Genomic DNA, 22,259 nt, shown 5'->3' with positions numbered 1-22,259 from the left:
ATCACCGGGCGGTCGGCACGGACGTCGCCGGGCGACCCTCCGCGACCACTGAGACCGGGAGCGCGGTGGATGTGGCGCCGTTGGCGGCCGTGGCCCTGACCTCGATCCGGTGGCTGCCGGGGGCCAGCACGGTTTCCGCCGTACGGGCGGTGCCCGGCACCGTCGCGACCGGGGAGCCGTCGACCAGCAGCTCGAACTGCGCGAGCCGGTCGCCGGGCGTGCTGGTGGTCCACTCCAGGGAGAGCGGGCCGGAGGTCCGGTGGACCGTGCCCGGCCGGGGCGCCTCGCCGTTCACGGCGGCGACCTTCAGCCGTGCCGCGGGGCCGGCCGCGCGGATGGCGTCGAGCTGCCCGTACAGCGCGTCGCCCGGGCACCGGGTGTTGAAGCCGTCCCGGTGCCCGGACAGCGCGGGGAAGGCGTACGTCCGGCCGGCGCTGAAGGAGGCGCCGAGGAGGTTGGTCTGCGTGGCGCCCGCGGTCAGCGCGGCGGTGCCGCTCATGTCGCCGTCGTACTGGCCGTGCTTGTACGCGGCAATGCGCGCGATCGCGGCCTGTGCGGCCTGCGGGATCCCGGTGGTGGTGTGGTCGCCGAGGACGGCGATGCCCGCCGACTCGGAGTTCCAGCCGTGGGTGTGGGCCCCGAGGACGGGCCGGTCGATGCCGCCCTTGCGGCCCTCGAAGACCGTGCCGCACTTGTCGACGAGGAAGTTGTAGCCGAGGTCGCGCCAGCCGTTGGTCTGCACGTGGTAGACGTGGATGCCCCGGACGATGGCCGCGGACTCGGTGCAGTCGTAGGGCCGGGCGTCGGCGGTGTGGTGGACGAAGACCGCCTTGACCTTCCCGCCGGGGAGATAGCCGGGGCCCTCGCCGTTCAGCGACTCGTCGGCGCCCCACTCGGCGCGCGGGACCACGGCCGGCCGGGGCGCGGTGGAGGCCGGACCGGGGTCCGCTGCTCCGGTCGCGGCGGCAGCCGGGGCGGGGGCGGGGAAGGCCGCCGGCCGCGCGTCCGGCGTGCCGTTCCTGCGGGCCCCGCCGCCCCCGCTGCCCCTGCCTCCCGGGTCGACCAGGTTCAGCTCCAGGCCGGCGGGGAGCGTGCCGCCGCCCCTGACCCGTACCTCGGTGCCGTCGGAGGCGCCGACCCAGACGGGCTCGGTGGCTCCCCTGGCGCCGGGGCGCGGCCCGTCCATGCCGGGTTCCAGCGGCTCCAGCTCGATCCACCGCGACCACGTACCGGTCCGCGCATCGCGGGCCCGGGCCTCGATGGTGCCCTTGACCTCGGCTTTCGGGTCCGTCCACGAGACGCCCAGCAGGCCGAACGGCTGGGTGTCCTGCCGGGCGAGCACGGCCTCGCCGGCGGCCCTCGCCCTCAGGGCGAGCCTGTGCAGCCTGCTCCCGGCCCGGCCCTCGGCCCCGGCCCCGGAGCCGTACGCCGTCACCGGCCCGGTGCCGCGCGGGGCGGGAGCCTGCCCGGCCCCCGCAGTCGCCCGGATGCCCAGGACCGCGACGACGCCCAACGCAGCCGCCAGGGCCGTCCCCCGCACACGATTCGGCTTCACGTTCGCCTTCCCACCCTGCGGCGAGTCCGCCTCGATGATCGACATCTGTCGCGGCGGATGCTACTGGCGGGCACTGACAGCCCGGCGCGCAGGGCGGGACGGCTCCCCTACGGCTTCGTCTTGTTCTGCTCGGTCTTGTTCTGCGCGGCCTTGTTCTGATCGGCCTTGTTCTTCTGCTTCTCGTACTCCGCCTGCCGGTCCCGCTCGATGTCCAGCTTGGAGCGCACCTTCTCGGGGGCCTTCAGCCCGCAGACGGAGGGCCAGTCGTCGGCGACGATGCCCGCGCACCAGATGAAGTCCTCGATCGGGCCGGGCTTCCAGTCGTCCTTCTCGATGTCGTCGCAGGCCTTGACGGGCGAGAACCGCGGGCAGCTGCCGTCCCGCTTCTTGATCGTGTGCGCGCGGTACGCGTCGATGCCCATCGAGTCGACGTCGGCCGAGGGCATGTACCGGTTGACCGACCAGGACGACCCCATGGCGCCGAACAGGGCGAGCACGCACACCATGCCGGCGGCGAGCTGGCGCACCACGCGCCGCGGGATGACCCGGGCGGTACCCGCCCCGCCTGCGGTGTCGGCACGGGCCGCGCGCAGGGTGCGCTCGATCCACCCGGAGCCCCGGTGCACCGCCGACATCAGGCCGAACACGGCCAGGATCATCAGGCAGTACATGATGATCCAGGTGGTGCGCGGGTAGAGCTGTACGGCCTTGTCCTGGGCCATGTTCGAGGCGAACCAGAAGCGGGCCAGCCAGGCCCCCGCCAGGACGGCCCCCGCGGTGCGGACCATGACGTGGCGCAGGCCCAGGCCGAGACCGAGGCCCACTCCGAACAGCAGGAGCAGGGCGAAGCCGGTCTGGCCAGCCATCTCGCCGGCCACCGGCCAGGTCTGGTAGGTCAGGCTCCCGGACCGGTCCGAGACCCAGCCGAGGACGTAGCCCGGGTCCGCGTAGACGGACAGGAAGGCGTAGCGGTCGGGGTTCTGCGCGCCCAGCCGGACCATCTGGTACAGCAGCGGGGCGCCGACGATCCCGGCCGTCAGGATCGTGGTCCCTATGAACAGGCCGGCCCGCTTCCTGACGGACGCGCCCGCGTACCAGGGGAACAGGAACAGCGCGAGCACGGCCGCGCCGGGAGCGGCCCAGATGTACCAGCCGGAGTACCACAGGAAGAGCCCGCCGAAGATGACGCCGGCGGCGGCGCCGCGCAGCAGCAGTTTCCGCTGGGGGAGCCGGCCGGCCCGGCGCATGTGGCGCAGCCAGTAGCCGAGCAGCGGCAGCAGCACGATCATGACGACGTGGCTGTACGGCCGGATCGGGTCGAGGAAGAGGAGGGCGGCGGGGACGGCGATCAGCATCGCCCAGAACGGCCGCAGCAGCAGCCGCCAGGAGCAGTACGCCATCGGGCCGGCCACGGCGGTGAAGAAGATCTGCAGGTCGTGCAGGGCGAAGCCGGTCTCGCCGCGGCCGTGGTAGCGGATCTTCGCCCAGAGGGCGATCAGGGCCGGGAAGGCGGGCGGGTAGATGCCCGACATCCCCTCGTGGTGCAGGAACGAGTTGGCCATGTCGATCAGGACGCCCGGGTCGCCCTCCTGGCCGCCGAGCGCGTGGGGCGTGCCGCGCAGGGCGACGACCACACCGCCCGCTATCACGCCGGTGGCCAGGCCCGCCAGGGCCGCGCAGACCAGGCGCTTGACGATCCCGTGGCGGCGGGCCGACCCGCGGTAGGCGGTGTACAGCAGCAGCGCGAGCAGCGGGAGGCCGATGAGGGCCGCGTACTTCTGGAGCGCCCCCAGGGCGCTGACCTGGCCGAGGCGGACCAGGGGGTCGACGCCGATGCGGCGGCTGAGCAGCATGAAGCCGAGGGCGACCACCAGGCTGACGGCGACCTCGGCGGAGGCGTGCGCCCAGCGCCGCGACATCCACCCGCGGCGGCGCTGCGCGCCGGGCTCGACCGTCCCGTCGGCCGCCGGCCCGGTGCCGGAGGCGGCACCGGGCCGGCCGTGCGTTGTACCGGGCTCACCGACCACCTCGGGGGCCAGGTGCGTCATGTCCATCCAAATCGGTCGCGGGCGGCACCGCGGCCGCATGACACCGCGGCGGCGGTCTGTCGTGAACGCCGGGTCAGTCGGCTCGCCGACCGGAGGTGAAGGCGTGCCGGGCGAGCGTGCGCAGCCCCTCGCGGTTCCCGCGGCGCAGGGCGCCGGGCAGCATGGTGATCGCGTGGAGGCGGGAGGCGGTGTGCAACCGGGCCGCCTTGGCGGCCTTGGTCCAGCCGCGGGCGTCCATGCGGTCGGCCACGGCGTTGAAGTACCGCTCGGCCTCGGTGAAGCGGCTACCGGAGAACGCCTGGACGGAGGACTCGCTGACCGCGTGGCGGCGGTAGCTGAAGACGGTCTCCGTCTCGTCGATCACCATCTGCTCGCCGGCTTCGAGCAGGTCGACGACCAGCGCCAGGTCCTGGATCACCGAGTAGTCGTCCCGGAAGTTGACCTTGCGCAGCGCGTCGCCGCGCCAGCAGATCGACGGGAAGTACAGCCAGTTGCCGCGCAGCACGCTGGTGGCCAGCTCCTCGCCGCCCATCACCCGCCGGCCGTCCACCTGCGGGGCGTACAGCCGCCGCTTGGTCTGGTCGGCGAGCCCGTACGCCACCTTGCCCTCGCCGTCGATCACCTCGACGCCGGGCTGGACCATGCCGATGCCCGGGTTGGCCTCGATGATCCCGCGGACGGTCGCCAGGTAGTGCGGGTGCAACAGGTCGTCGCAGCCCATGATGACGACGTGGTCCGCCTCGGAGAGGTAGACGCACTTCTGGAAGTTCTTGGTGATGCCGAGGTTCTGCTCGTTGCGCAGGTACGTCACCCGCGGGTCGCGGAGCGACTCGAACCAGCCCGGGACCTCCGGCTCCTTGCCGTCGTCGATCACGACGAGGCGGAAGTCCGGGTCGGTCTGGGCCAGGACGCTGCGGACGGCGTCCTGCATCAGCCGCACGTCCCCGTAGTAGGGGAGCATGAAGTCGAAGGTCACCACGGGTGTCAGGCCTTCACGGTCTCGGAGTCGGCACCGGCCTTGGCGTCGGCACCGTCGGCACCGTCGGTGCTGGCGCCGAGGCGCTCCTCGTTGTGCCGGGCGCCCTCGCTCAGGGCCACCGTCCGGGCGAGGTCGGTGATCTTCTTCTCCAGCGAGCGGAAGCGCAGGAAGGTGTTGAGCGTCAGGAAGCCCATCGCCAGCACCATCACGTACAGCACCAGGTCGGTGCCACGGCCGACGCCGAGCGCGTGCGCGACCCAGGTGACGTCGCCCGGGCGGAGCACCGCGTACACGTTGACGACGACGAAGACCGAGAACGCGATGCGCTTCCACGCACGGTTCTTGGCCTGGCCCCACGTGCGTATGAACATCAGGGCCATCGACAGCGACCCGGCGATGAGCAGCAGCTGGATCCAGAAGTACTTCATCAGCGGCCACGCTCCCGCATAGTGATGTCGAAGACGATGTTGACGCCGTTGATCAGGGACTGGCCCTTGGCCCGCGAGTAGTCGGTGTACAGGATGTCCACCGGCACCTCGGTGACGCGCAGGTCGGAGGCGGCCAGGAAGCCGACGATCTCGGACGCGTGCGCCATGCCGTTCATGGTGATGTCGAGCTGCTCGGCCGCCTTGCGGCTGAGCACCCGCAACCCGTTGTGCGCGTCGGTGAGCTTGAGCTTGCGGGCGGTGGGGCTGACGGCGGCGGCCGTGCGGAGCACGACCCGCTTGATCCACGGCACCTGGCCGTTCTGCTCGATGAAGCGGGAACCGAGCACCACGTCCGCCTCGTCGGCGCGCAGGACGGCGACCATCTTCTCGACGTCCGCCGTCTGGTGCTGGCCGTCCGCGTCGAAGGTCGCGAAGTACTTGGCGCCGGGCTGGGCGAGGGCGTACTTCAGACCCGTCTGCAGGGCCGCGCCCTGGCCGAGGTTGACCGGGTGGCGCACCAGGTGGGCGCCGGTGGTCGCGACGTGCCGCGCCGAGTCGTCGGAGCTGCCGTCGTCGACGACGACTATGTTCGGGAAGGTGGCACGCGCTCCCTCGACGACCCCGGCGATCACCTGGCCTTCGTTATAGGCCGGTATGACCAGCCAGACATCGTCGTATTGGGACACGGTAGCTCCAGCGGAAAGTGGCACGTGCATGTGCTCGGTGATCGGTGAGACATCGAAGGCCGACATGGTCACTCCCTGACCGCCCCGGCGACCGGCGCGCGCTCGGCGCCCTGGCCCCCGGGTCCTTCGGTCACGCCCGGGGCTGCCCCGGGGAACCTCAGCCTCAGCACCGCCAGCATACCGAGCACGGTGGCAAGGGAGCCGAGAGTGTAGGCCAGGATGACGCGCAGGGCCACCTCACCCGGCGCGAAAGTAACGCCGGCCAGGACGGCGGTGCCGACGGCCCAGCACAACAGCTGCAGGTTGTGCCGCTTGAATACCATCAGCGCCTGACCCAGCACCATCGCGAACATGTACGCCACGGTGCCGACGGACAACAGGAAGAAGTCGACGCTCCCCAGGACCGCTTCGGCCCCGAACAGCACTTCGATCAGCCAGGGGCCGAGGGCGGTGGCGGGCACCCCGCCGAGCAGTCCGAGCAGTCCGACGACCACGCCGATCCGGCGCAGCATCGCCGAGAACGCCGCCCGGTCGCCCGCCGTGTACGCGGCCGTCAGCCCGCCCAGCAGCGAGGCCTGGAGCGAGCCGAAGACGAACAGCGGCACCCGCGCCAGGACCAGTGCGCTCAGCAGTGCCGCGATCAGCGCGCTGTCGGCCGGGGCGAGCAGCTTGGTGCTCATCACCGCGGCGTTGACGACGACCTGCGACAGCAGCGTCGAGCAGATCAGCAGGCCCAGCCCGCCCGTCAGCTCCCGCCAGGAGATCCCCTCGCCCGGCCCCACCGCGCGCAGCAGCGCCGGCAGCGTGGCCAGCACGGCGGTGACCGGGGCGACGGCCAGCACCAGGCTGAAGGCCAGCGCGGAGTCCAGCCCGGCCAGGGCGCAGCCGAAGGCCAGGGCGATCCGCAGCCCGCCGTCCAGGGCGAGTTGGAGTCCGTACGCGCCGAAGCGGCCGAGGCCGGCCAGGACCCCGCGGGTCAGGTAGCAGACGGCCATGCCGGTGAAGGCGCCGGCGAGGGCGGCGACCAGGCCGCGGTCGCCGCGGAAGAGGAGGTCCGCGATCGGGCCCGCGGCCAGGCCCAGCACGAGCAGGGTCGCGCCGAGCATCGCGGAGGTCAGCACGGTGGCCCGGCGCAGCACGGGGGCGGCGCCCTGGCCGAGGACCGCACGGGCGGCGACGATCCGGGTGAGCTCCTGCTCGACGGGGAAGAACACGCCGATGCCGACCGACATGACGATCGTCCACAGGACGGAGACGTTCGCCATGTCCTCGGTGGACAGGCTGTGTCCGGCCACGCCCAGGTGGACGTACGAGGCCGCACCCAGCACGACAGTGCCGCCGGCCACCGCGACGGTGCCCGGCGGCAGCGCCGCGGTGAGCCTGCTCAGCAGGGACTTCATCCCGTACTTCCGTTCCGGGCCGACGCCGCGTCGGCCAGTGCCGTGAACACCGGCGTCGCCAGGGCCTCGGCCAGCTGTTCGCGCCAGTCGGCGAGCGGGGTCAGGCCCGCCCCGGCCCACCGGTCGTGCCCGAGCACGCTGAAGGCCGGGCGCACGGCTGGCCGGACGAACGCGGCCGAGGTGGTCGGCCGGATCCGCTCCGGGTCCAGCCCGCTCAGCCGGTAGCTCTCGCGGGCCAGGCCGAACCAGGTGGTGCGGCCGCTCGCCGTGCCGTGGTACACCCCGCCCGGGGCGCGGCCGGCCAGCGCGGCCAGGCCCAGCTCGACCAGCCGGCGCGCGAGCGCGTACGACCAGGTGGGCTGCCCGTGCTGGTCGTCGACCACGTCGAGGGTGTCGCGCTGCGCGGCCAGCTTCAGCATGGTGGCGACGAAGTTCGGGCCGTGCTCGCCGTACAGCCAGGCGGTGCGGACCACGTAGCCGTTCTGCGGCAGCAGTTCGGCGACGGCTTCCTCGCCGACGAGCTTGCTGCGGCCGTACGCGTTGACCGGGCCGGTGGGCGCGTCCTCGCGGTACGGCTCGGAGGCGTCCCCCGGCAACACGTAGTCGGTGGAGACGTGCAGCAGTCGCGCGCCGGCGTCGGCGCAGGCCGCGGCGAGCACGCGCACGCCGGTCCCGTTGACGGCGGTGGCGGCCTCCTCGGCCGTCTCCGCGCCGTCCACGTCGGTCCAGGCGGCGCAGTTCACCACCACGGCGGCACCGTCGACGGCGGCGCGGACGGCCGCGGCGTCGGTGATGTCGAGGTCGGCGCGGCGCAGGCCGGCGGCCTCGATCCCAGCGGCCTTCAGGACGGCCAGGACGTCCTGGCCGAGCATGCCCGCGGCGCCGGTGACGAGCCAGCGTCCGGCGGCTGCGGGGGTGGTGGAGGAGAGGGGGGCGGCGTCGGCGTTCGTGTCGGCGGCGGTCACTTCTGCAGCGCTGCCTTGTCCTTCAGCGGTTCCCACCAGGCGCGGTTCTCGCGGTACCAGGCGATGGTCTGCGCGATGCCGTCCTCGAAACGGACCTGCGGGGCGTAGCCCAGCTCCGCGTTGATCTTGCTGATGTCGATGGAGTAGCGCAGGTCGTGGCCCTTGCGGTCCTCGACGTGCTCGACCATGTCCCAGCCGAGGCCCGCGGCCTCCAGCAGGACGCCGGTGAGCTCCTTGTTGGTGAGCTCGGTGCCGCCGCCGATGTTGTAGACCTCGCCGCCGCGGCCCTTGCGCATGGCCAGGTCGATGCCGCGGCAGTGGTCGGAGACGTGCAGCCAGTCGCGGACGTTGCCGCCGTTGCCGTACAGCGGGACCTTCCTGCCGTCCATCAGGTTGGTGACGAACAGCGGGATGACCTTCTCCGGGAACTGGTAGTGCCCGTAGTTGTTGGAGCAGCGGGTCACCACGACGTCCATGCCGTGGGTCCGCGCGTACGCCAGGGCCAGCAGGTCGGAGGAGGCCTTCGAGGCGGAGTACGGGGAGTTGGGCACCAGCGGCCACTCCTCGGTCCAGGAGCCCTCGTTGATGGAGCCGTACACCTCGTCGGTGGAGATGTGGACGAAGCGGCCGACGCCGTGCTTGCGGGCGGCGTCCAGCAGGACCTGCGTACCGACGACGTTCGTCATGACGAACGGGCCGGCGCCCGCGATGGAACGGTCCACGTGCGACTCGGCGGCGAAGTGCACCACGACGTCGTGGCCGGGCATGACCGCGTCGACGGCCTCGGCGTCGCAGATGTCGCCCTTGACGAACTTGTAACCCGAGTGCCCTGCGACCGGGGCGAGGTTCGCTTCGACGCCGGAGTAGGTCAGCTTGTCGAACACCGTGATCTGGGCCGATGCATCCGCGGCGAGCTGCTGGCGGACGAATTCTGAACCGATGAAGCCGGCGCCGCCGGTCACAAGAATGCGCATAGTACGGAGAGTCTAGTCGCTCGTACTACCGCCCCAGCGGCCCGGAGCCTTTCGTTCCGGTTGCTCTCGCATAGTGTGGTGCCATGCGTGGAATTCTCTTGGCCGGCGGCACCGGATCCCGACTCTGGCCGCTGACCCGGGCAGTCTCGAAGCAGCTGCTCCCCGTCTTCGACAAGCCGATGATCTACTACCCGCTCTCCACCCTGGTCATGGCCGGAATCAGCGAGATTCTGATCATCACCACGCCGGAGGACCGTCCCCAGTTCGAGCGCCTGCTCGGTGACGGATCCCAGTTCGGCCTGCGGCTGGAGTACGCGGTCCAGGAGCGCCCCGAGGGCATCGCCCAGGCGTTCGTGCTGGGCGCCGACTTCATCGGCGACGAGTCCGTGGCCCTCATCCTGGGCGACAACATCTTCCACGGCAGCGGCCTCGGCACCCGCCTGGCCGAGCACACCGACGCCAAGGGCGGCCGGGTCTTCGCGTACCCGGTCGCGGACCCGACGGCGTACGGAGTCGTCGAGTTCGACGAGAACGGCCAGGCCATCTCCATCGAGGAGAAGCCGGCCCAGCCGAAGTCCCGCTACGCGGTGCCCGGCCTGTACTTCTACGACAACCGCGTCGTCGAGATAGCCCGGGACCTCAAGCCCAGCGCCCGCGGCGAACTGGAGATCACCGCCGTCAACGACGCGTACCTCCAGGCCGGCGAGCTGAACGTCACCATCCTCGACCGCGGCACCGCCTGGCTGGACACCGGCACCTTCGTCTCGATGGTCCAGGCCTCCGAGTTCGTCCGCGTCATAGAAGAGCGCCAGGGCTTCAAGATCGGCTGCATCGAGGAGGCCGCCTGGCGCGCCGGCCTGATCGACGACGTCCAGCTGCGCGAGCTGGCCCAGCCGCTGCTGAAGAGCGGCTACGGCCAGTACCTGGTGGCCCTGCTCGACGAGGAGGCCGCCAAGTGAAGTTCCGCGAGCTCTCCCTCGAGGGCGTCTACGAGGTCACCCCGCAGCTGCACGGCGACCCGCGCGGCCTGTTCACCGAGTGGTACCGCTTCGACCGGCTGTCCGAGCTCGTCGGCCACCCGCTGAAGCTGGCGCAGGCCAACCTCTCGGTCTCCTCGCGCGGCGTGGTCCGCGGCATCCACTTCGCCGACGTGCCGCCCGGCCAGGCCAAGTACGTGACCTGCGTGCGCGGCGCCGTGCTCGACGTCATCGTGGACCTGCGGGTCGGTTCCCCGACCTTCGGCCGCTGGGAGGGCGTCCGCCTCGACGACGTGGACCGCCGGGCGGTGTACATCCCCGAGGGCATGGGCCACGGCTTCTGCGCGCTCTCCGACGACGCGACGCTTTCGTACCTCTGCTCGGAGACGTACAACCCGACCGGCGAGCACTCGGTTCACCCGCTCGACCCGGATCTGGGCATCGAGTGGCCGGCGGAGGTCCCGCTGCTGTCCGCGCGCGACGAGGCCGCCCCTTCGCTGGCCCGGGCCATCGAGACGGGCCTGCTGCCCGACTACGCCGCCTGCAAGGAGTTCACGGAGTCCCTGCGCGTGAACTGACGGCCGCCGCCGTACACCGGACACGAGGGCCGCACCCCGCCGACGGGGGGTGCGGCCCTTTCCCGTGGGCCGCCCCACGGCGCCCCTCCGTACGGCGCTCCTCCGTACGGCGCTCCTCCGTACGGCGCTCCACCTGCGGCGTCTCTCCGCACCGGCGCCGCGCAGGGGCCGGGTACGGCAAAGGGCCCCTCCCCCGCCACCTGGGTGACGGGGAAGGGGCCCCTTGTGTCAAACATGGTGCCCGCTCACGCGAGCTACCAGGTCAGAACACGAATTACTTCGTGATCTTGGTGACCTGGCCGGCGCCGACCGTACGACCACCCTCACGGATGGCGAACTTCAGGCCCTCCTCCATGGCGACCGGCTGGATCAGCTGGACGGACATCTCGGTGTTGTCGCCCGGCATGACCATCTCGGTGCCCTGCGGGAGGGTCACAACGCCCGTCACGTCCGTGGTACGGAAGTAGAACTGCGGACGGTAGTTGTTGAAGAACGGCGTGTGGCGGCCACCCTCGTCCTTGGACAGGATGTAGGCCTGGGCCTCGAACTCGGTGTGCGGGGTGACCGAGCCCGGCTTGATGATGACCTGGCCGCGCTCGACGTCCTCGCGCTTGATGCCGCGGAGCAGCAGACCGACGTTCTCACCGGCCTGGCCCTCGTCGAGCAGCTTGCGGAACATCTCGATGCCGGTGACCGTGGTGGTGGTCTTCTCGTTCTTGATGCCGATGATGTCGACGGTCTCGTTGACCTTCAGGACACCACGCTCGATACGGCCGGTGACGACCGTACCGCGACCGGTGATGGTGAAGACGTCCTCGACGGGCATCAGGAACGGCTTCTCGGTGTCACGCGGCGGGGTCGGGATCGACTCGTCCACGGCAGCCATCAGGCCGAGGAGCTTCTCGCCCCACTCCTTGTCGCCCTCGAGCGCCTTCAGCGCCGAGACGCGGACGACCGGCAGGTCGTCGCCCGGGAACTCGTACTCGGAGAGGAGCTCACGCACCTCGAGCTCGACGAGCTCCAGGATCTCCTCGTCGTCCACCATGTCGGCCTTGTTCAGGGCGACGACGATGTACGGAACGCCGACCTGGCGGGCCAGGAGCACGTGCTCCTTGGTCTGCGGCATCGGGCCGTCGGTGGCGGCGACCACGAGGATGGCGCCGTCCATCTGCGCGGCACCGGTGATCATGTTCTTGATGTAGTCCGCGTGACCCGGGCAGTCGACGTGGGCGTAGTGACGCGCCTCGGTCTGGTACTCGACGTGCGCGATGGAGATGGTGATACCGCGCTGGCGCTCCTCAGGAGCCTTGTCGATCTGGTCGAAGGCCGAGGCCTCGTTCAGGTCCGGGTACGCGTCGTGCAGCACCTTGGTAATGGCGGCCGTGAGGGTCGTCTTACCGTGGTCAATGTGACCGATGGTGCCGATGTTGACGTGCGGCTTAGTCCGCTCGAACTTCGCCTTCGCCACGGGGGTCCTCCTGGAGAGTGGTTCTGTACGCCTTACTCAGCGGCGCCAGGTGATCTTTGCTGGAAAGCCGGTCCCCGGGGCAACAGGTTTTTTGAATTACGCCTGTTGCCCCAGAGGTTCCGGTGACAAGCCTAAAGCGTGTACTCGGGAGAGTTACTCGCCCTTGGCCTTCGCGATGATCTCCTCGGCGACGTTCCGCGGAACCTCGGCGTAGGAGTCGAACTGCATCGAGTAGCTGGCGCGACCCGAGGTCTTGCTGCGGAGGTCTCCGACGTAGCCGAACATCTCCGAAAGCGGCACGAGGCCCTTCACGACGCGGGCGCCGTGACGCTCCTCCATGGCCTGGATCTGGCCACGGCGGGAGTTGATGTCGCCGATGACCTCACCCATGTAGTCCTCGGGCGTGGTGACCTCAACGGCCATCATCGGCTCGAGGAGCACGGGGGACGCCTTGCGCGCGGCCTCCTTGAAGGCCTGCGAACCGGCGATCTTGAACGCGAGCTCGGAGGAGTCGACCTCGTGGTAGCCACCGTCGAGAAGCGTGACGCGGACGCCCGTCATCTCGTAGCCGGCCAGGATGCCGAACTGCATGGCCTCCTGCGCACCCGCGTCGACCGAGGGGATGTACTCCTTCGGCACGCGGCCACCGGTGACCTTGTTCACGAACTCGTACGCCGGACCGTCGGTCTCGGTGATCGGCTCGATCGCGATCTGCACCTTGGCGAACTGACCGGTACCACCGGTCTGCTTCTTGTGCGTGTAGTCGTGGCGCTCGACCGCCTTGCGGATGGTCTCGCGGTACGCGACCTGCGGCTTGCCGACGTTGGCCTCGACCTTGAACTCGCGCTTCATACGGTCGACCAGCACCTCGAGGTGCAGCTCGCCCATACCGCCGAGGATGGTCTGGCCCGTCTCCTCGTCCGAGTGAACGTGGAAGGAGGGGTCCTCCTCCGCGAGACGCTGGATGGCGACACCCAGCTTCTCCTGGTCACCCTTGGACTTGGGCTCGATGGCGACCTGGATGACCGGCGCCGGGAAGTCCATGGACTCCAGGATGACCGGGTTCTTCTCGTCGCACAGCGTCTCACCGGTGGTGGTCTGCTTCAGGCCCATGACGGCGACGATGTCGCCGGCGCCCACGGCGTCGATCTCCTCACGCTTGTTCGCGTGCATGCGGTAGATCTTGCCGATGCGCTCCTTCTTGCCCTTGACGGAGTTCAGCACCGCGGTGCCGGCCTCCAGGCGGCCCGAGTAAACCCGGACGAAGGTGAGCTTGCCGAGGTGCGGGTCGCTCATGATCTTGAAGGCGAGCGCGGCGAGGGGCTCCTCGTCCGACGGCTTGCGCTTCACGACGGTCTCGGCGTCGCGGACGTCGTGGCCCTCGATGGCCTCGATGTCCAGCGGCGACGGCAGGTAGCGGACGACCGCGTCGAGCAGGGGCTGGACGCCCTTGTTCTTGAACGCCGTACCACAGAACACCGCGGTGATCGTGGAGCCCGTGCCCTTGCCGGAGCCGATGATGATGCGGCGCACGGCGGCGTGCAGCTGCTCCACGGACGGCTCCTCGCCGCCCAGGTACAGCTCCATGATCTCGTCGTCGTTCTCGGCGACGGTCTCGACCAGCTTGCCGCGCCACTCCTCGGCGGCCTCGGTGTGCGTGGCCGGGATGTCGACGACGTCGTACATCTCGCCCTTGGTCGCCTCGGCGGACCAGACGAACGCCTTCATCGTCACCAGGTCGACAACGCCCTGGAAGTCGGCCTCGGCACCGATCGGGAGCTGCATGACGATCGGAACCGCGCCCAGGCGGTCCTTGATCATGTCAACGCAGCGGTGGAACTCGGCACCGGTACGGTCGAGCTTGTTGACGAAGCAGATGCGCGGCACGCCGTAACGGTCGGCCTGACGCCACACCGTCTCGGACTGCGGCTCCACACCGGCGACACCGTCGAACACGGTGACGGCACCGTCGAGGACGCGGAGCGAACGCTCCACCTCGACCGTGAAGTCCACGTGACCCGGGGTGTCGATGATGTTGATGGTGTGGTCGACGTTCTCGAGCGGCCAGTGGCAGGTCGTCGCGGCAGACGTGATCGTGATGCCGCGCTCCTGCTCCTGCTCCATCCAGTCCATCGTGGCAGCGCCGTCGTGGACTTCACCGATCTTGTAGGACACACCGGTGTAGAACAGGATGCGCTCGGTGGTGGTCGTCTTGCCCGCGTCGATGTGGGCCATGATGCCGATGTTGCGCACCTTGGCCAGGTCAAGCGAAGTGGTAGCCATAAGGCTTCAGTCTTCTCTCGGTCTCGATGTGGGTTGCGACTACCAGCGGTAGTGCGCGAAGGCCTTGTTGGACTCGGCCATCTTGTGCGTGTCCTCACGCTTCTTCACGGCCGCACCAAGGCCGTTCGAGGCGTCGAGGAGCTCGTTCATGAGGCGCTCGGTCATGGTCTTCTCGCGGCGGGCGCGGGAGTAGCCCACGAGCCAGCGCAGCGCCAGGGTCGACTGACGACCCGGCTTGACCTCGACCGGAACCTGGTAGGTCGCACCACCGACGCGGCGGGACTTGACCTCCAGCGACGGCTTGACGTTCTCCAGCGCGCGCTTCAGCGTGATGACCGGGTCGTTGCCCGTCTTCTCGCGGAGGCCTTCCATGGCGCCGTAGACGATGCGCTCGGCGGTGGAGCGCTTGCCGTTCAGCAGGATCTTGTTGATCAGCGAGGTGACAAGAGGAGACTGGTAGACCGGGTCGATGATGACCGGGCGCTTCGGGGCGGGGCCCTTACGAGGCATTCTTACTTCTCCTTCTTGGCGCCGTAGCGGCTGCGGGCCTGCTTGCGGTTCTTGACAGCCTGGGTGTCAAGCGCACCGCGGATGATCTTGTAACGAACACCCGGCAGGTCCTTCACACGGCCACCACGCACGAGCACGATCGAGTGCTCCTGCAGGTTGTGTCCCTCACCCGGAATGTAAGCGGTGACCTCGATGCCGGAGGTCAGACGCACACGCGCGACCTTACGGAGCGCCGAGTTCGGCTTCTTCGGGGTGGTCGTGAACACACGCGTGCAGACGCCACGACGCTGGGGCGAAGCCTCAAGCGCGGGCGTCTTCGTCTTCTCGACCTTGTCCTGCCGGCCCTTACGGACCAGCTGCTGGATCGTAGGCACTACTTCTCCGGTTTCTGTGTGCCGTGTAGTAAAGCTAACCTGGAACTTCTGCCGACCCACGCGGTCGGGTGTGTCGGATCCGGCAGGCCCTCCCGCAAGCGGAAAGAGGCGTGTGGATCTCGGTGGCCGGTGCGACTCGCGTGCGGTTGATGGACACGCACGGGAGCCCAGGCACACCCCAGGCACAAGGTCTGAGCGTACCCACCGCATCCACTCCGGTCAAAACAAAGGCCCCGCCGCCGCCCCCGCGACACCCCCGCCGGTCATGTGGCACTTGGCCACCGGCCGCCCGGCATGCACCCGCCCCGCGGATGTGGTATGCACCGCCGGCGTCGGCCGTCCGCGGCGGCCGGGCCGGTTCCGCCCGGCAACTAAGATGCGTCAGCGATTCAGCCCAAACGGCACCACCACCCACCAGGGAGCGGGACATTGCGGACGGTCACCCCGGAGCCGACGGCCGCGGACAGCCCGGTCCTCTCCGACGCCGGCCCCCGGAGCCGTCGGGTGCCGCGGCCCGACCGCCTGTACGGGCCGCTGCTCGCCTTCCTGCTCACCGCCGGCGCGTTCTGCGCCTCCTGGGCGGTGCGCGGCACCTTCCCCTTCGGCAACACCGGACGGGCCATCAACGACCAGGCCAACCAGTACGTGCCCTTCCACCGGGGCCTGTGGGACCTGGTCCACGGGCAGGCCGCGGGCGACGTCCTGTTCAGCTGGCGCGGCGGCTTCGGACAGCAGTTCCTGTCCGACTACTACACGTACCTCGGCAATCCGTTCTCCTGGCTGGCCGTCCTCGTCCCGCGGGCCCACGTCGACCTCGCCGTCTTCCTGGTCACCCCCGTCACCATGGGCACGGCCGCCGCCGTGATGGCCGTCTACCTCGGCCGGCTGCACCCCGGGCCGTGGTGGCAGCGCGGGGTCCTCGGCGCCTGCTACGGGCTGTGCGGCTGGGCGCTGAGCGACGCCTCGTACATCCCCATGTGGCTGTGGGGCCTGGTGGCGTTCCCGCTGCTGGGCATCGCCGTCGAGTGGTGCCTGCAGGGCCGTCGCTGGACGGCCGCCGCCCTGTTCGTCGCGCTCGCCTGGTTCGGCAACTTCTACACCGCGATGATGGCCACGATGGCCGCCTGCGTGCTGCTCGCCGTCCGCGCGGCCACGCTCGACCTGACCGGCCGGCAGCGGCTGCACGCCCTGTGGCGGGCCTCTACCGCCGCCGCGACGGGCATCCTGCTCACGCTGCCGCTGCTGCTGCCGTCCTTCCTGTCCAGCGGCGCCGCCCAGCCGACGCAGGCCGCGGCCTTCGACCCCGTGCGCATCGAGGTCTTCCTGTCCGGGCTGCTGCCGGCCACCCACCTGTGGGGCGGCCGGCCCCGGCTGTACGTGGCCTCGCTGGGCCTGATCCTGGCCGGGTCCTTCCTGTTCAACGCGGCCATCGCCAGGAAGACCCGCCTGGTGTGGGCCGCGGCGACCCTGCTGGTCCTCGCCTCCTTCCAGTTCCCGCCCACCCAGTACCTGTGGCACGGGCTCGCGGTGCCGAACGGCAACCCGTACCGGGAGGCGTTCGTCTTCAGCGGGATGGTCGTGGTCCTGGCCTGGCTGTCCCTGGCCCACCGGCCGCGCCCCCTCCACCTCGCCTCGGCGGCGGGCCTGCTGGTCGCGGCCGCCTTCCTGCTCCGGCACACCGACGACTTCGGCGGCTGGACCGTGCGGGCGGTCATCGGCGGCGGCGCGGTCTCCCTCCTGGCCCTGGTCCTCCTGGTGCGGGCGGACCGGGGGCAGGGCGGCCGGCGCCGCTTCCTGGTCCCCGCGGCCGCCGTGCTCATGGCCGGCGTGGTCTTCGCCGAGTCCACCGCGGCCGCCGCCAGTGCCGACGCCCGCCGCTCCCGCGAGCGCTGGGCCAAGCCGATCGCCACCTCGAACCGCTCGATCAGCGCGCACCACGACGCCGTCCGCGCGGTGAACGGCTGGCCCCGGTACCGGACCGACTCGGGCGCGCCGCAGACCTCGTACAACGACGCCCTGGCGCTGGGCGCGGAAGGCCCGCAGTACTACAGCAGCTACCTGCCGCAGGCCACGTACGAGGCGCTGGAGCCGCTCGGCTACGGCTTCAAGAACGACGGCCGGACCTTCTTCGGCGCCGACAACCCGGTCCTCGACGCCGTCTTCGCGATCGGCGCCCGCGTGAGCCCCGGCCCGGCCGAGGACACCTGGACCGCGGCCCGCTTCCCCGCTCCCCCGCTCGTCACGGTCCGCAGCGCCGCCTTCACCTCCCCCAACCCGGCCGGCAGCGTCTACGCCCGGCAGGAGAACGTCCTCGGCGCGGCCGTGTACCAGGTCCCGCGGACGGTCCGGGGCGGCACGGCCACGGAACAGACGTACGCCGCGGAGTGCACCCCCGGCTCAGAGGCCTACTGGTTCTCCCCCGACCTGTACGGAACCCTCGCCTCCGGCGGCGCGCAGCGGCCCCTGGAGGACCAGATGACGGGGGTCGTGAAGCTGGGCCCCGTCCCGGCGAACGGCAAGGTGGCGGTAACGGTCCAGACCCGGACCGAGGGTGCCACCGCCGGGGACCACCCGATCGGCTGCCTGGACCGCGCCAAGCTGGACGACGCCGTCGCCGGCCTCACCCGGACGGGTGCCACCGACGTCCGGACGGGCGGGCACGACATCCGGGCCGTCCTCCCCGCGGGCGCCGGCGGCACGGCCGTCTTCGCCATGACCGCCGTCCCCGGCTGGCAGTGCACGGCGGACGCGAAGCCGGTGGCCCCGGCCTCGCACCACGGCCTGCTCGCCCTCCCCGTCCCGCCCGGCGCGACGGAGCTCGCCTGCACCTTCACCCCGAAGGGGCTCGCTCCGGGGCTGGCCGGAGCCGCCCTGTCCCTGCTGACCCTGGCCGGGGCCACCCTGGCAGGCCTCCGCAGCCGGCGCCGAGCCTGAGGCCGGGGGGCTGAGGCCGGGGGCTGAGGCCGGGGGCTGAGGCCGGGGGCTGAGGCCGGGGGCTGAGGCCGGGGGCTGAGGCCGGGTGCCCGGCCCCCGGCCCGATGCGTAGGCCTCGGCCCCGCCCCGTACGCAGATACGAGGAAGCCCCCCGCCGCTCCTTCCGGAGCAGCGGGGGGCTTCCTCTTGGTGACCCTTAGCCGTTGTACGGGCCGTAGTCGTAGTCCTCCAGCGGGACGGCCTGGCCGGAGCCGGTGCCGAAGGGCGAGTAGTCGATGTCGTCGTAACCGACGGCCGAGTACATCGCGGCCTTCGCCTCCTCGGTGGGCTCGACCCGGATGTTGCGGTAGCGGGCGAGGCCCGTACCGGCCGGGATGAGCTTACCGATGATGACGTTCTCCTTGAGGCCGATGAGGCTGTCGGACTTGGCGTTGATCGCCGCGTCCGTCAGGACTCGGGTCGTCTCCTGGAAGGAGGCGGCCGACAGCCAGGACTCCGTCGCCAGCGAGGCCTTGGTGATACCCATCAGCTGCGGGCGGCCGGAGGCGGGGTGACCGCCCTCGGTGACCACACGACGGTTCTCGGTCTCGAAGCGCGAACGCTCGACGAGCTCGCCCGGGAGCAGCTCGGCGTCGCCCGACTCGATGATCGTCACGCGGCGGAGCATCTGCCGGATGATGATCTCGATGTGCTTGTCGTGGATCGACACGCCCTGCGAGTTGTAGACCTTCTGGACCTCGCCGACCAGGTGGACCTGGACCGCACGCTGGCCGAGGATGCGCAGCACGTCGTGCGGGTTGGTGGCACCCGCGGTGAGCTTCTGGCCCACCTCGACGTGGTCGCCCTCGTGGACGATCACCTTGGCGCGCTTGGAGATCGGGAAGGCCGTCTCGTCGCTGCCGTCGTCCGGCGTGATGACGATCTTCTTGGTCTTCTCGGTCTCCTCGATCCGCACGCGACCGGCGGCCTCGGAGATCGGGGCGACACCCTTCGGGGTACGGGCCTCGAAGAGCTCGACGACACGCGGCAGACCCTGGGTGATGTCGTCACCGGCCACACCACCGGTGTGGAAGGTACGCATCGTCAGCTGGGTACCGGGCTCACCGATGGACTGGGCGGCGATGATGCCGACCGCCTCACCGATGTCGACCAGCTTGCCGGTGGCCAGGGAGCGGCCGTAGCAGAAGGCACAGGTGCCGACGGCGGACTCACAGGTCAGGACCGAGCGGGTCTTGACCTCCTCCACGCCGGCCGCGACGAGCTGGTCGATGAGGACATCGCCCAGGTCGACGTTGGCCGGGGCCAGGACCTTGCCGTCCACGACGACGTCCTCGGCGAGCATGCGCGCGTACACCGACGTCTCGACGTCGTCGGCCTTGCGCAGGACACCGGTCTCGTCCTTGGAGGCGATCTTCAGCTTGAGGCCGCGCTCGGTGCCGCAGTCCTCCTCGCGGATGATCACGTCCTGCGAGACGTCCACCAGACGACGGGTGAGGTAACCCGAGTCGGCGGTACGCAGGGCGGTGTCGGCCAGACCCTTACGGGCACCGTGGGTGGAGATGAAGTACTCCAGCACGGACAGGCCCTCACGGAACGAGGCCTTGATCGGACGCGGGATGGTCTCGTTCTTCGCGTTCGACACCAGACCACGCATACCGGCGATCTGCCTCATCTGCATCATGTTTCCTCGGGCACCCGAGTCAACCATCATGAAGATGGGGTTGGTCTTGGGGAAGTTCGCGTTCATCGCCTCGGCAACCTCGTTGGTCGCCTTGGTCCAGATCGCGATGAGTTCCTGCGTGCGCTCGTCCTTGGTGATCAGACCGCGCTCGTACTGCTTCTGGACCTTCTCGTCCTGGGCCTCGTAGCCCGCGACGATCTCCTTCTTGGCCTCGGGGACCACGACGTCGGAGATGGCCACGGTGACGCCGGAACGGGTCGCCCAGTGGAAGCCGGCCGCCTTCAGGTTGTCGAGCGTCGCCGCCACGATGACCTTGGGGTAGCGCTCGGCCAGGTCGTTGACGATCTCGGAGAGCTGCTTCTTGCCCACCGAGTAGTCGACGAACGGGTAGTCCTCCGGCAGCAGCTCGTTGAAGAGCGCACGACCCAGCGTGGTCTTCAGACGGAAGCTGTCGCCCGGCTGGAACTCCGGCTCACCCTCCTCGGCGACCGGGGGGACCCAGCCGCGCGGCGGGATGGTGCCCACCGGGAAGCGGATGTCGACCAGCGACTGCAGCGAGAGCTCGCCGGCGTCGAAGGCCATGATCGCCTCGGCGGTGGAGCCGAAGGCACGACCCTCGCCCTTGACGTCGCGCAGCTCGCCGTCCGTGGTGAGGAAGAACAGACCGAGGACCATGTCCTGGGTCGGCATCGTCACCGGGCGGCCGTCGGCCGGCTTGAGGATGTTGTTCGAGGACAGCATCAGGATGCGGGCCTCGGCCTGCGCCTCCGCGGACAGCGGCAGGTGCACGGCCATCTGGTCACCGTCGAAGTCCGCGTTGAACGCGGTGCAGACGAGCGGGTGGATCTGGATGGCCTTGCCCTCGACCAGCTGCGGCTCGAAGGCCTGGATGCCGAGGCGGTGCAGCGTGGGCGCACGGTTCAGCAGCACCGGGTGCTCGGCGATGACCTCTTCGAGGACGTCGTACACGACGGTGCGGCCGCGCTCGACCATGCGCTTGGCCGACTTGATGTTCTGCGCGTGGTTCAGGTCGACCAGGCGCTTCATCACGAACGGCTTGAAGAGCTCCAGCGCCATGGCCTTGGGCAGACCGCACTGGTGCAGCTTCAGCTGCGGGCCGACGACGATGACGGAACGCGCCGAGTAGTCGACTCGCTTGCCGAGCAGGTTCTGACGGAAGCGACCCTGCTTGCCCTTCAGCATGTCGCTGAGGGACTTCAGCGGACGGTTGCCGGGGCCCGTGACCGGGCGGCCGCGGCGGCCGTTGTCGAAGAGGGCGTCGACCGCCTCCTGGAGCATGCGCTTCTCGTTGTTCACGATGATCTCGGGGGCACCGAGGTCGAGAAGGCGCTTCAGGCGGTTGTTGCGGTTGATGACACGGCGGTACAGGTCGTTCAGGTCGGAGGTCGCGAAGCGGCCACCGTCCAGCTGCACCATCGGACGCAGGTCCGGCGGGATGACCGGGACGCAGTCCAGGACCATGCCCTTGGGGCTGTTGCTGGTCTGCAGGAACGCGGAGACGACCTTCAGACGCTTCAGCGCACGGGTCTTCTTCTGGCCCTTGCCGGTGCGGATGATCTCGCGGAGGCGCTCGGCCTCCTCCTCCAGGTCGAAGGACTCCAGGCGCTTCTGCAGCGCCGCGGCACCCATCGAGCCGTCGAAGTACGTGCCGAAGCGGTCACGCAGCTCGCGGTAGAGGAGCTCGTCGCCCTCCAGGTCCTGGACCTTGAGGTTCTTGAAGCGGTTCCAGACCTCGTCCAGGCGGTCGATCTCGCGCTGGGAGCGGTCGCGGAGCTGCTTCATCTCGCGCTCGGCGCCCTCGCGCACCTTGCGGCGCACGTCGGCCTTGGCGCCCTCGGCCTCGAGCTCGGCCAGGTCGGTCTCGAGCTTCTTGGCGCGGGCCTCGAGGTCGGCGTCGCGGCGGTTCTCGATCTGCTGGCGCTCGACGGAGACGTGGGCCTCCAGCGACGGCAGGTCGCGCTGGCGGCGCTCGTCGTCGACGAACGTGATCATGTACGCGGCGAAGTAGATGACCTTCTCGAGGTCCTTCGGCGCGAGGTCCAGCAGGTAGCCCAGGCGCGACGGGACGCCCTTGAAGTACCAGATGTGGGTGACGGGGGCGGCAAGCTCGATGTGGCCCATCCGCTCACGGCGCACCTTGGCGCGCGTGACCTCGACGCCACAACGCTCACAGATGATGCCCTTGAAGCGGACACGCTTGTACTTGCCGCAGTAGCACTCCCAGTCCCGGGTCGGACCGAAGATCTTCTCGCAGAAGAGTCCGTCCTTCTCGGGCTTGAGGGTGCGGTAGTTGATGGTCTCCGGCTTCTTGACCTCGCCGTGCGACCAGGTACGGATGTCGTCCGCGGTGGCAAGGCCGATCCGCAGCTCGTCGAAGAAGTTGACGTCGAGCACTGTG

The 22,259-nt window shown here is 70.1% G+C and carries 16 protein-coding genes; 3 read left to right on the top strand and 13 right to left on the bottom strand.

Going from position 1 to position 22,259, the window contains the following annotated elements; all coding sequences use genetic code 11:
* Nucleotide 1: 1 nt before the first annotated feature.
* From ACFVGY_RS09025 to rfbB, 8 genes are all read right to left on the bottom strand, one after another.
* Nucleotides 2-1,600 carry an N-acetylmuramoyl-L-alanine amidase gene (locus ACFVGY_RS09025; protein ID WP_385673284.1) on the bottom strand — a complete coding sequence of 533 codons (1,599 nt, stop codon included), beginning with the start codon at nt 1,598-1,600 and terminating at the stop codon, nt 2-4.
* 62 nt (nt 1,601-1,662) lie between these two features.
* Nucleotides 1,663-3,603: a hypothetical protein gene (locus tag ACFVGY_RS09020; RefSeq protein WP_385673282.1), complete on the bottom strand. Its 1,941-nt coding sequence runs from the start codon at nt 3,601-3,603 to the stop codon at nt 1,663-1,665.
* 73 nt (nt 3,604-3,676) lie between these two features.
* Complete coding sequence (locus tag ACFVGY_RS09015) at nt 3,677-4,582, bottom strand: glycosyltransferase family 2 protein (RefSeq protein ID WP_385673279.1); 906 nt, start codon at nt 4,580-4,582, stop codon at nt 3,677-3,679.
* Between the two features lie 5 nt (nt 4,583-4,587).
* Nucleotides 4,588-5,010 carry a DUF2304 domain-containing protein gene (locus ACFVGY_RS09010; protein ID WP_385673276.1) on the bottom strand — a complete coding sequence of 141 codons (423 nt, stop codon included), beginning with the start codon at nt 5,008-5,010 and terminating at the stop codon, nt 4,588-4,590.
* Nucleotides 5,010-5,696 carry a glycosyltransferase family 2 protein gene (locus ACFVGY_RS09005; protein WP_385673273.1) on the bottom strand — a complete coding sequence of 229 codons (687 nt, stop codon included), beginning with the start codon at nt 5,694-5,696 and terminating at the stop codon, nt 5,010-5,012. The genes ACFVGY_RS09010 and ACFVGY_RS09005 overlap by 1 nt, the downstream gene beginning before the upstream one ends.
* A gap of 68 nt (nt 5,697-5,764) precedes the next feature.
* The gene (locus tag ACFVGY_RS09000) at nt 5,765-7,096 is read right to left on the bottom strand and encodes a lipopolysaccharide biosynthesis protein (protein WP_385673270.1); all 1,332 of its coding nucleotides are present in this window, start codon (nt 7,094-7,096) and stop codon (nt 5,765-5,767) included.
* The gene (gene rfbD, locus ACFVGY_RS08995; protein ID WP_385673267.1) at nt 7,093-8,061 is read right to left on the bottom strand and encodes a dTDP-4-dehydrorhamnose reductase; all 969 of its coding nucleotides are present in this window, start codon (nt 8,059-8,061) and stop codon (nt 7,093-7,095) included. The genes ACFVGY_RS09000 and rfbD overlap by 4 nt, the downstream gene beginning before the upstream one ends.
* Nucleotides 8,058-9,035 (bottom strand): dTDP-glucose 4,6-dehydratase, encoded by a 978-nt coding sequence (rfbB, locus tag ACFVGY_RS08990; protein WP_385673264.1) that lies wholly within the window; start codon nt 9,033-9,035, stop codon nt 8,058-8,060. Before rfbB ends, rfbD begins: the two co-directional genes overlap by 4 nt.
* Nucleotides 9,036-9,118: 83 nt before the next feature.
* On the opposite strand from rfbB, the gene rfbA reads away from it, so the two are divergent.
* Both rfbA and rfbC read left to right on the top strand, forming a co-directional pair.
* Nucleotides 9,119-9,994, top strand: a complete 876-nt coding sequence (gene rfbA, locus ACFVGY_RS08985; protein WP_385673261.1) for a glucose-1-phosphate thymidylyltransferase RfbA — start codon at nt 9,119-9,121, stop codon at nt 9,992-9,994.
* A complete protein-coding gene (gene rfbC, locus ACFVGY_RS08980) occupies nt 9,991-10,590 on the top strand; it encodes a dTDP-4-dehydrorhamnose 3,5-epimerase (protein WP_385673258.1) in 600 nt (199 codons plus the stop codon). The genes rfbA and rfbC overlap by 4 nt, the downstream gene beginning before the upstream one ends.
* A gap of 274 nt (nt 10,591-10,864) precedes the next feature.
* Here rfbC and tuf read toward each other — a convergent pair whose 3' ends face one another.
* The 4 genes from tuf to rpsL all read right to left on the bottom strand — a co-directional run bounded on the left by tuf (nt 10,865) and on the right by rpsL (nt 15,225).
* A complete protein-coding gene (gene tuf, locus ACFVGY_RS08975; RefSeq protein ID WP_385673255.1) occupies nt 10,865-12,058 on the bottom strand; it encodes an elongation factor Tu in 1,194 nt (397 codons plus the stop codon).
* Between the two features lie 153 nt (nt 12,059-12,211).
* Nucleotides 12,212-14,341 (bottom strand): elongation factor G, encoded by a 2,130-nt coding sequence (fusA, locus tag ACFVGY_RS08970; protein WP_385673252.1) that lies wholly within the window; start codon nt 14,339-14,341, stop codon nt 12,212-12,214.
* Nucleotides 14,342-14,380: 39 nt separating this feature from the next.
* A complete protein-coding gene (gene rpsG / locus ACFVGY_RS08965) occupies nt 14,381-14,851 on the bottom strand; it encodes a 30S ribosomal protein S7 (protein WP_114053724.1) in 471 nt (156 codons plus the stop codon).
* A 2-nt stretch (nt 14,852-14,853) separates the two neighbouring features.
* Nucleotides 14,854-15,225, bottom strand: a complete 372-nt coding sequence (gene rpsL / locus ACFVGY_RS08960) for a 30S ribosomal protein S12 (protein ID WP_007265893.1) — start codon at nt 15,223-15,225, stop codon at nt 14,854-14,856.
* Between the two features lie 429 nt (nt 15,226-15,654).
* Here rpsL and ACFVGY_RS08955 point away from each other — a divergent pair, with 429 nt between their 5' ends.
* A complete protein-coding gene (locus ACFVGY_RS08955) occupies nt 15,655-18,159 on the top strand; it encodes a YfhO family protein (protein WP_385673247.1) in 2,505 nt (834 codons plus the stop codon).
* A gap of 196 nt (nt 18,160-18,355) precedes the next feature.
* On the opposite strand, the gene ACFVGY_RS08950 is transcribed toward ACFVGY_RS08955, so the two are convergent.
* Nucleotides 18,356-22,255, bottom strand: coding sequence for a DNA-directed RNA polymerase subunit beta' (locus ACFVGY_RS08950; protein ID WP_385673244.1), 3,900 nt, complete (start codon nt 22,253-22,255; stop codon nt 18,356-18,358).
* Nucleotides 22,256-22,259 lie beyond the last annotated feature (4 nt).

Source organism: Streptomyces sp. NPDC127106 (assembly GCF_042677605.1).
Lineage (GTDB): Bacteria > Actinomycetota > Actinomycetes > Streptomycetales > Streptomycetaceae > Streptomyces.
The sequence above is the reverse complement of the archived record's forward strand: the minus strand, read 5'-3'. Positions and strand labels throughout refer to the sequence as shown.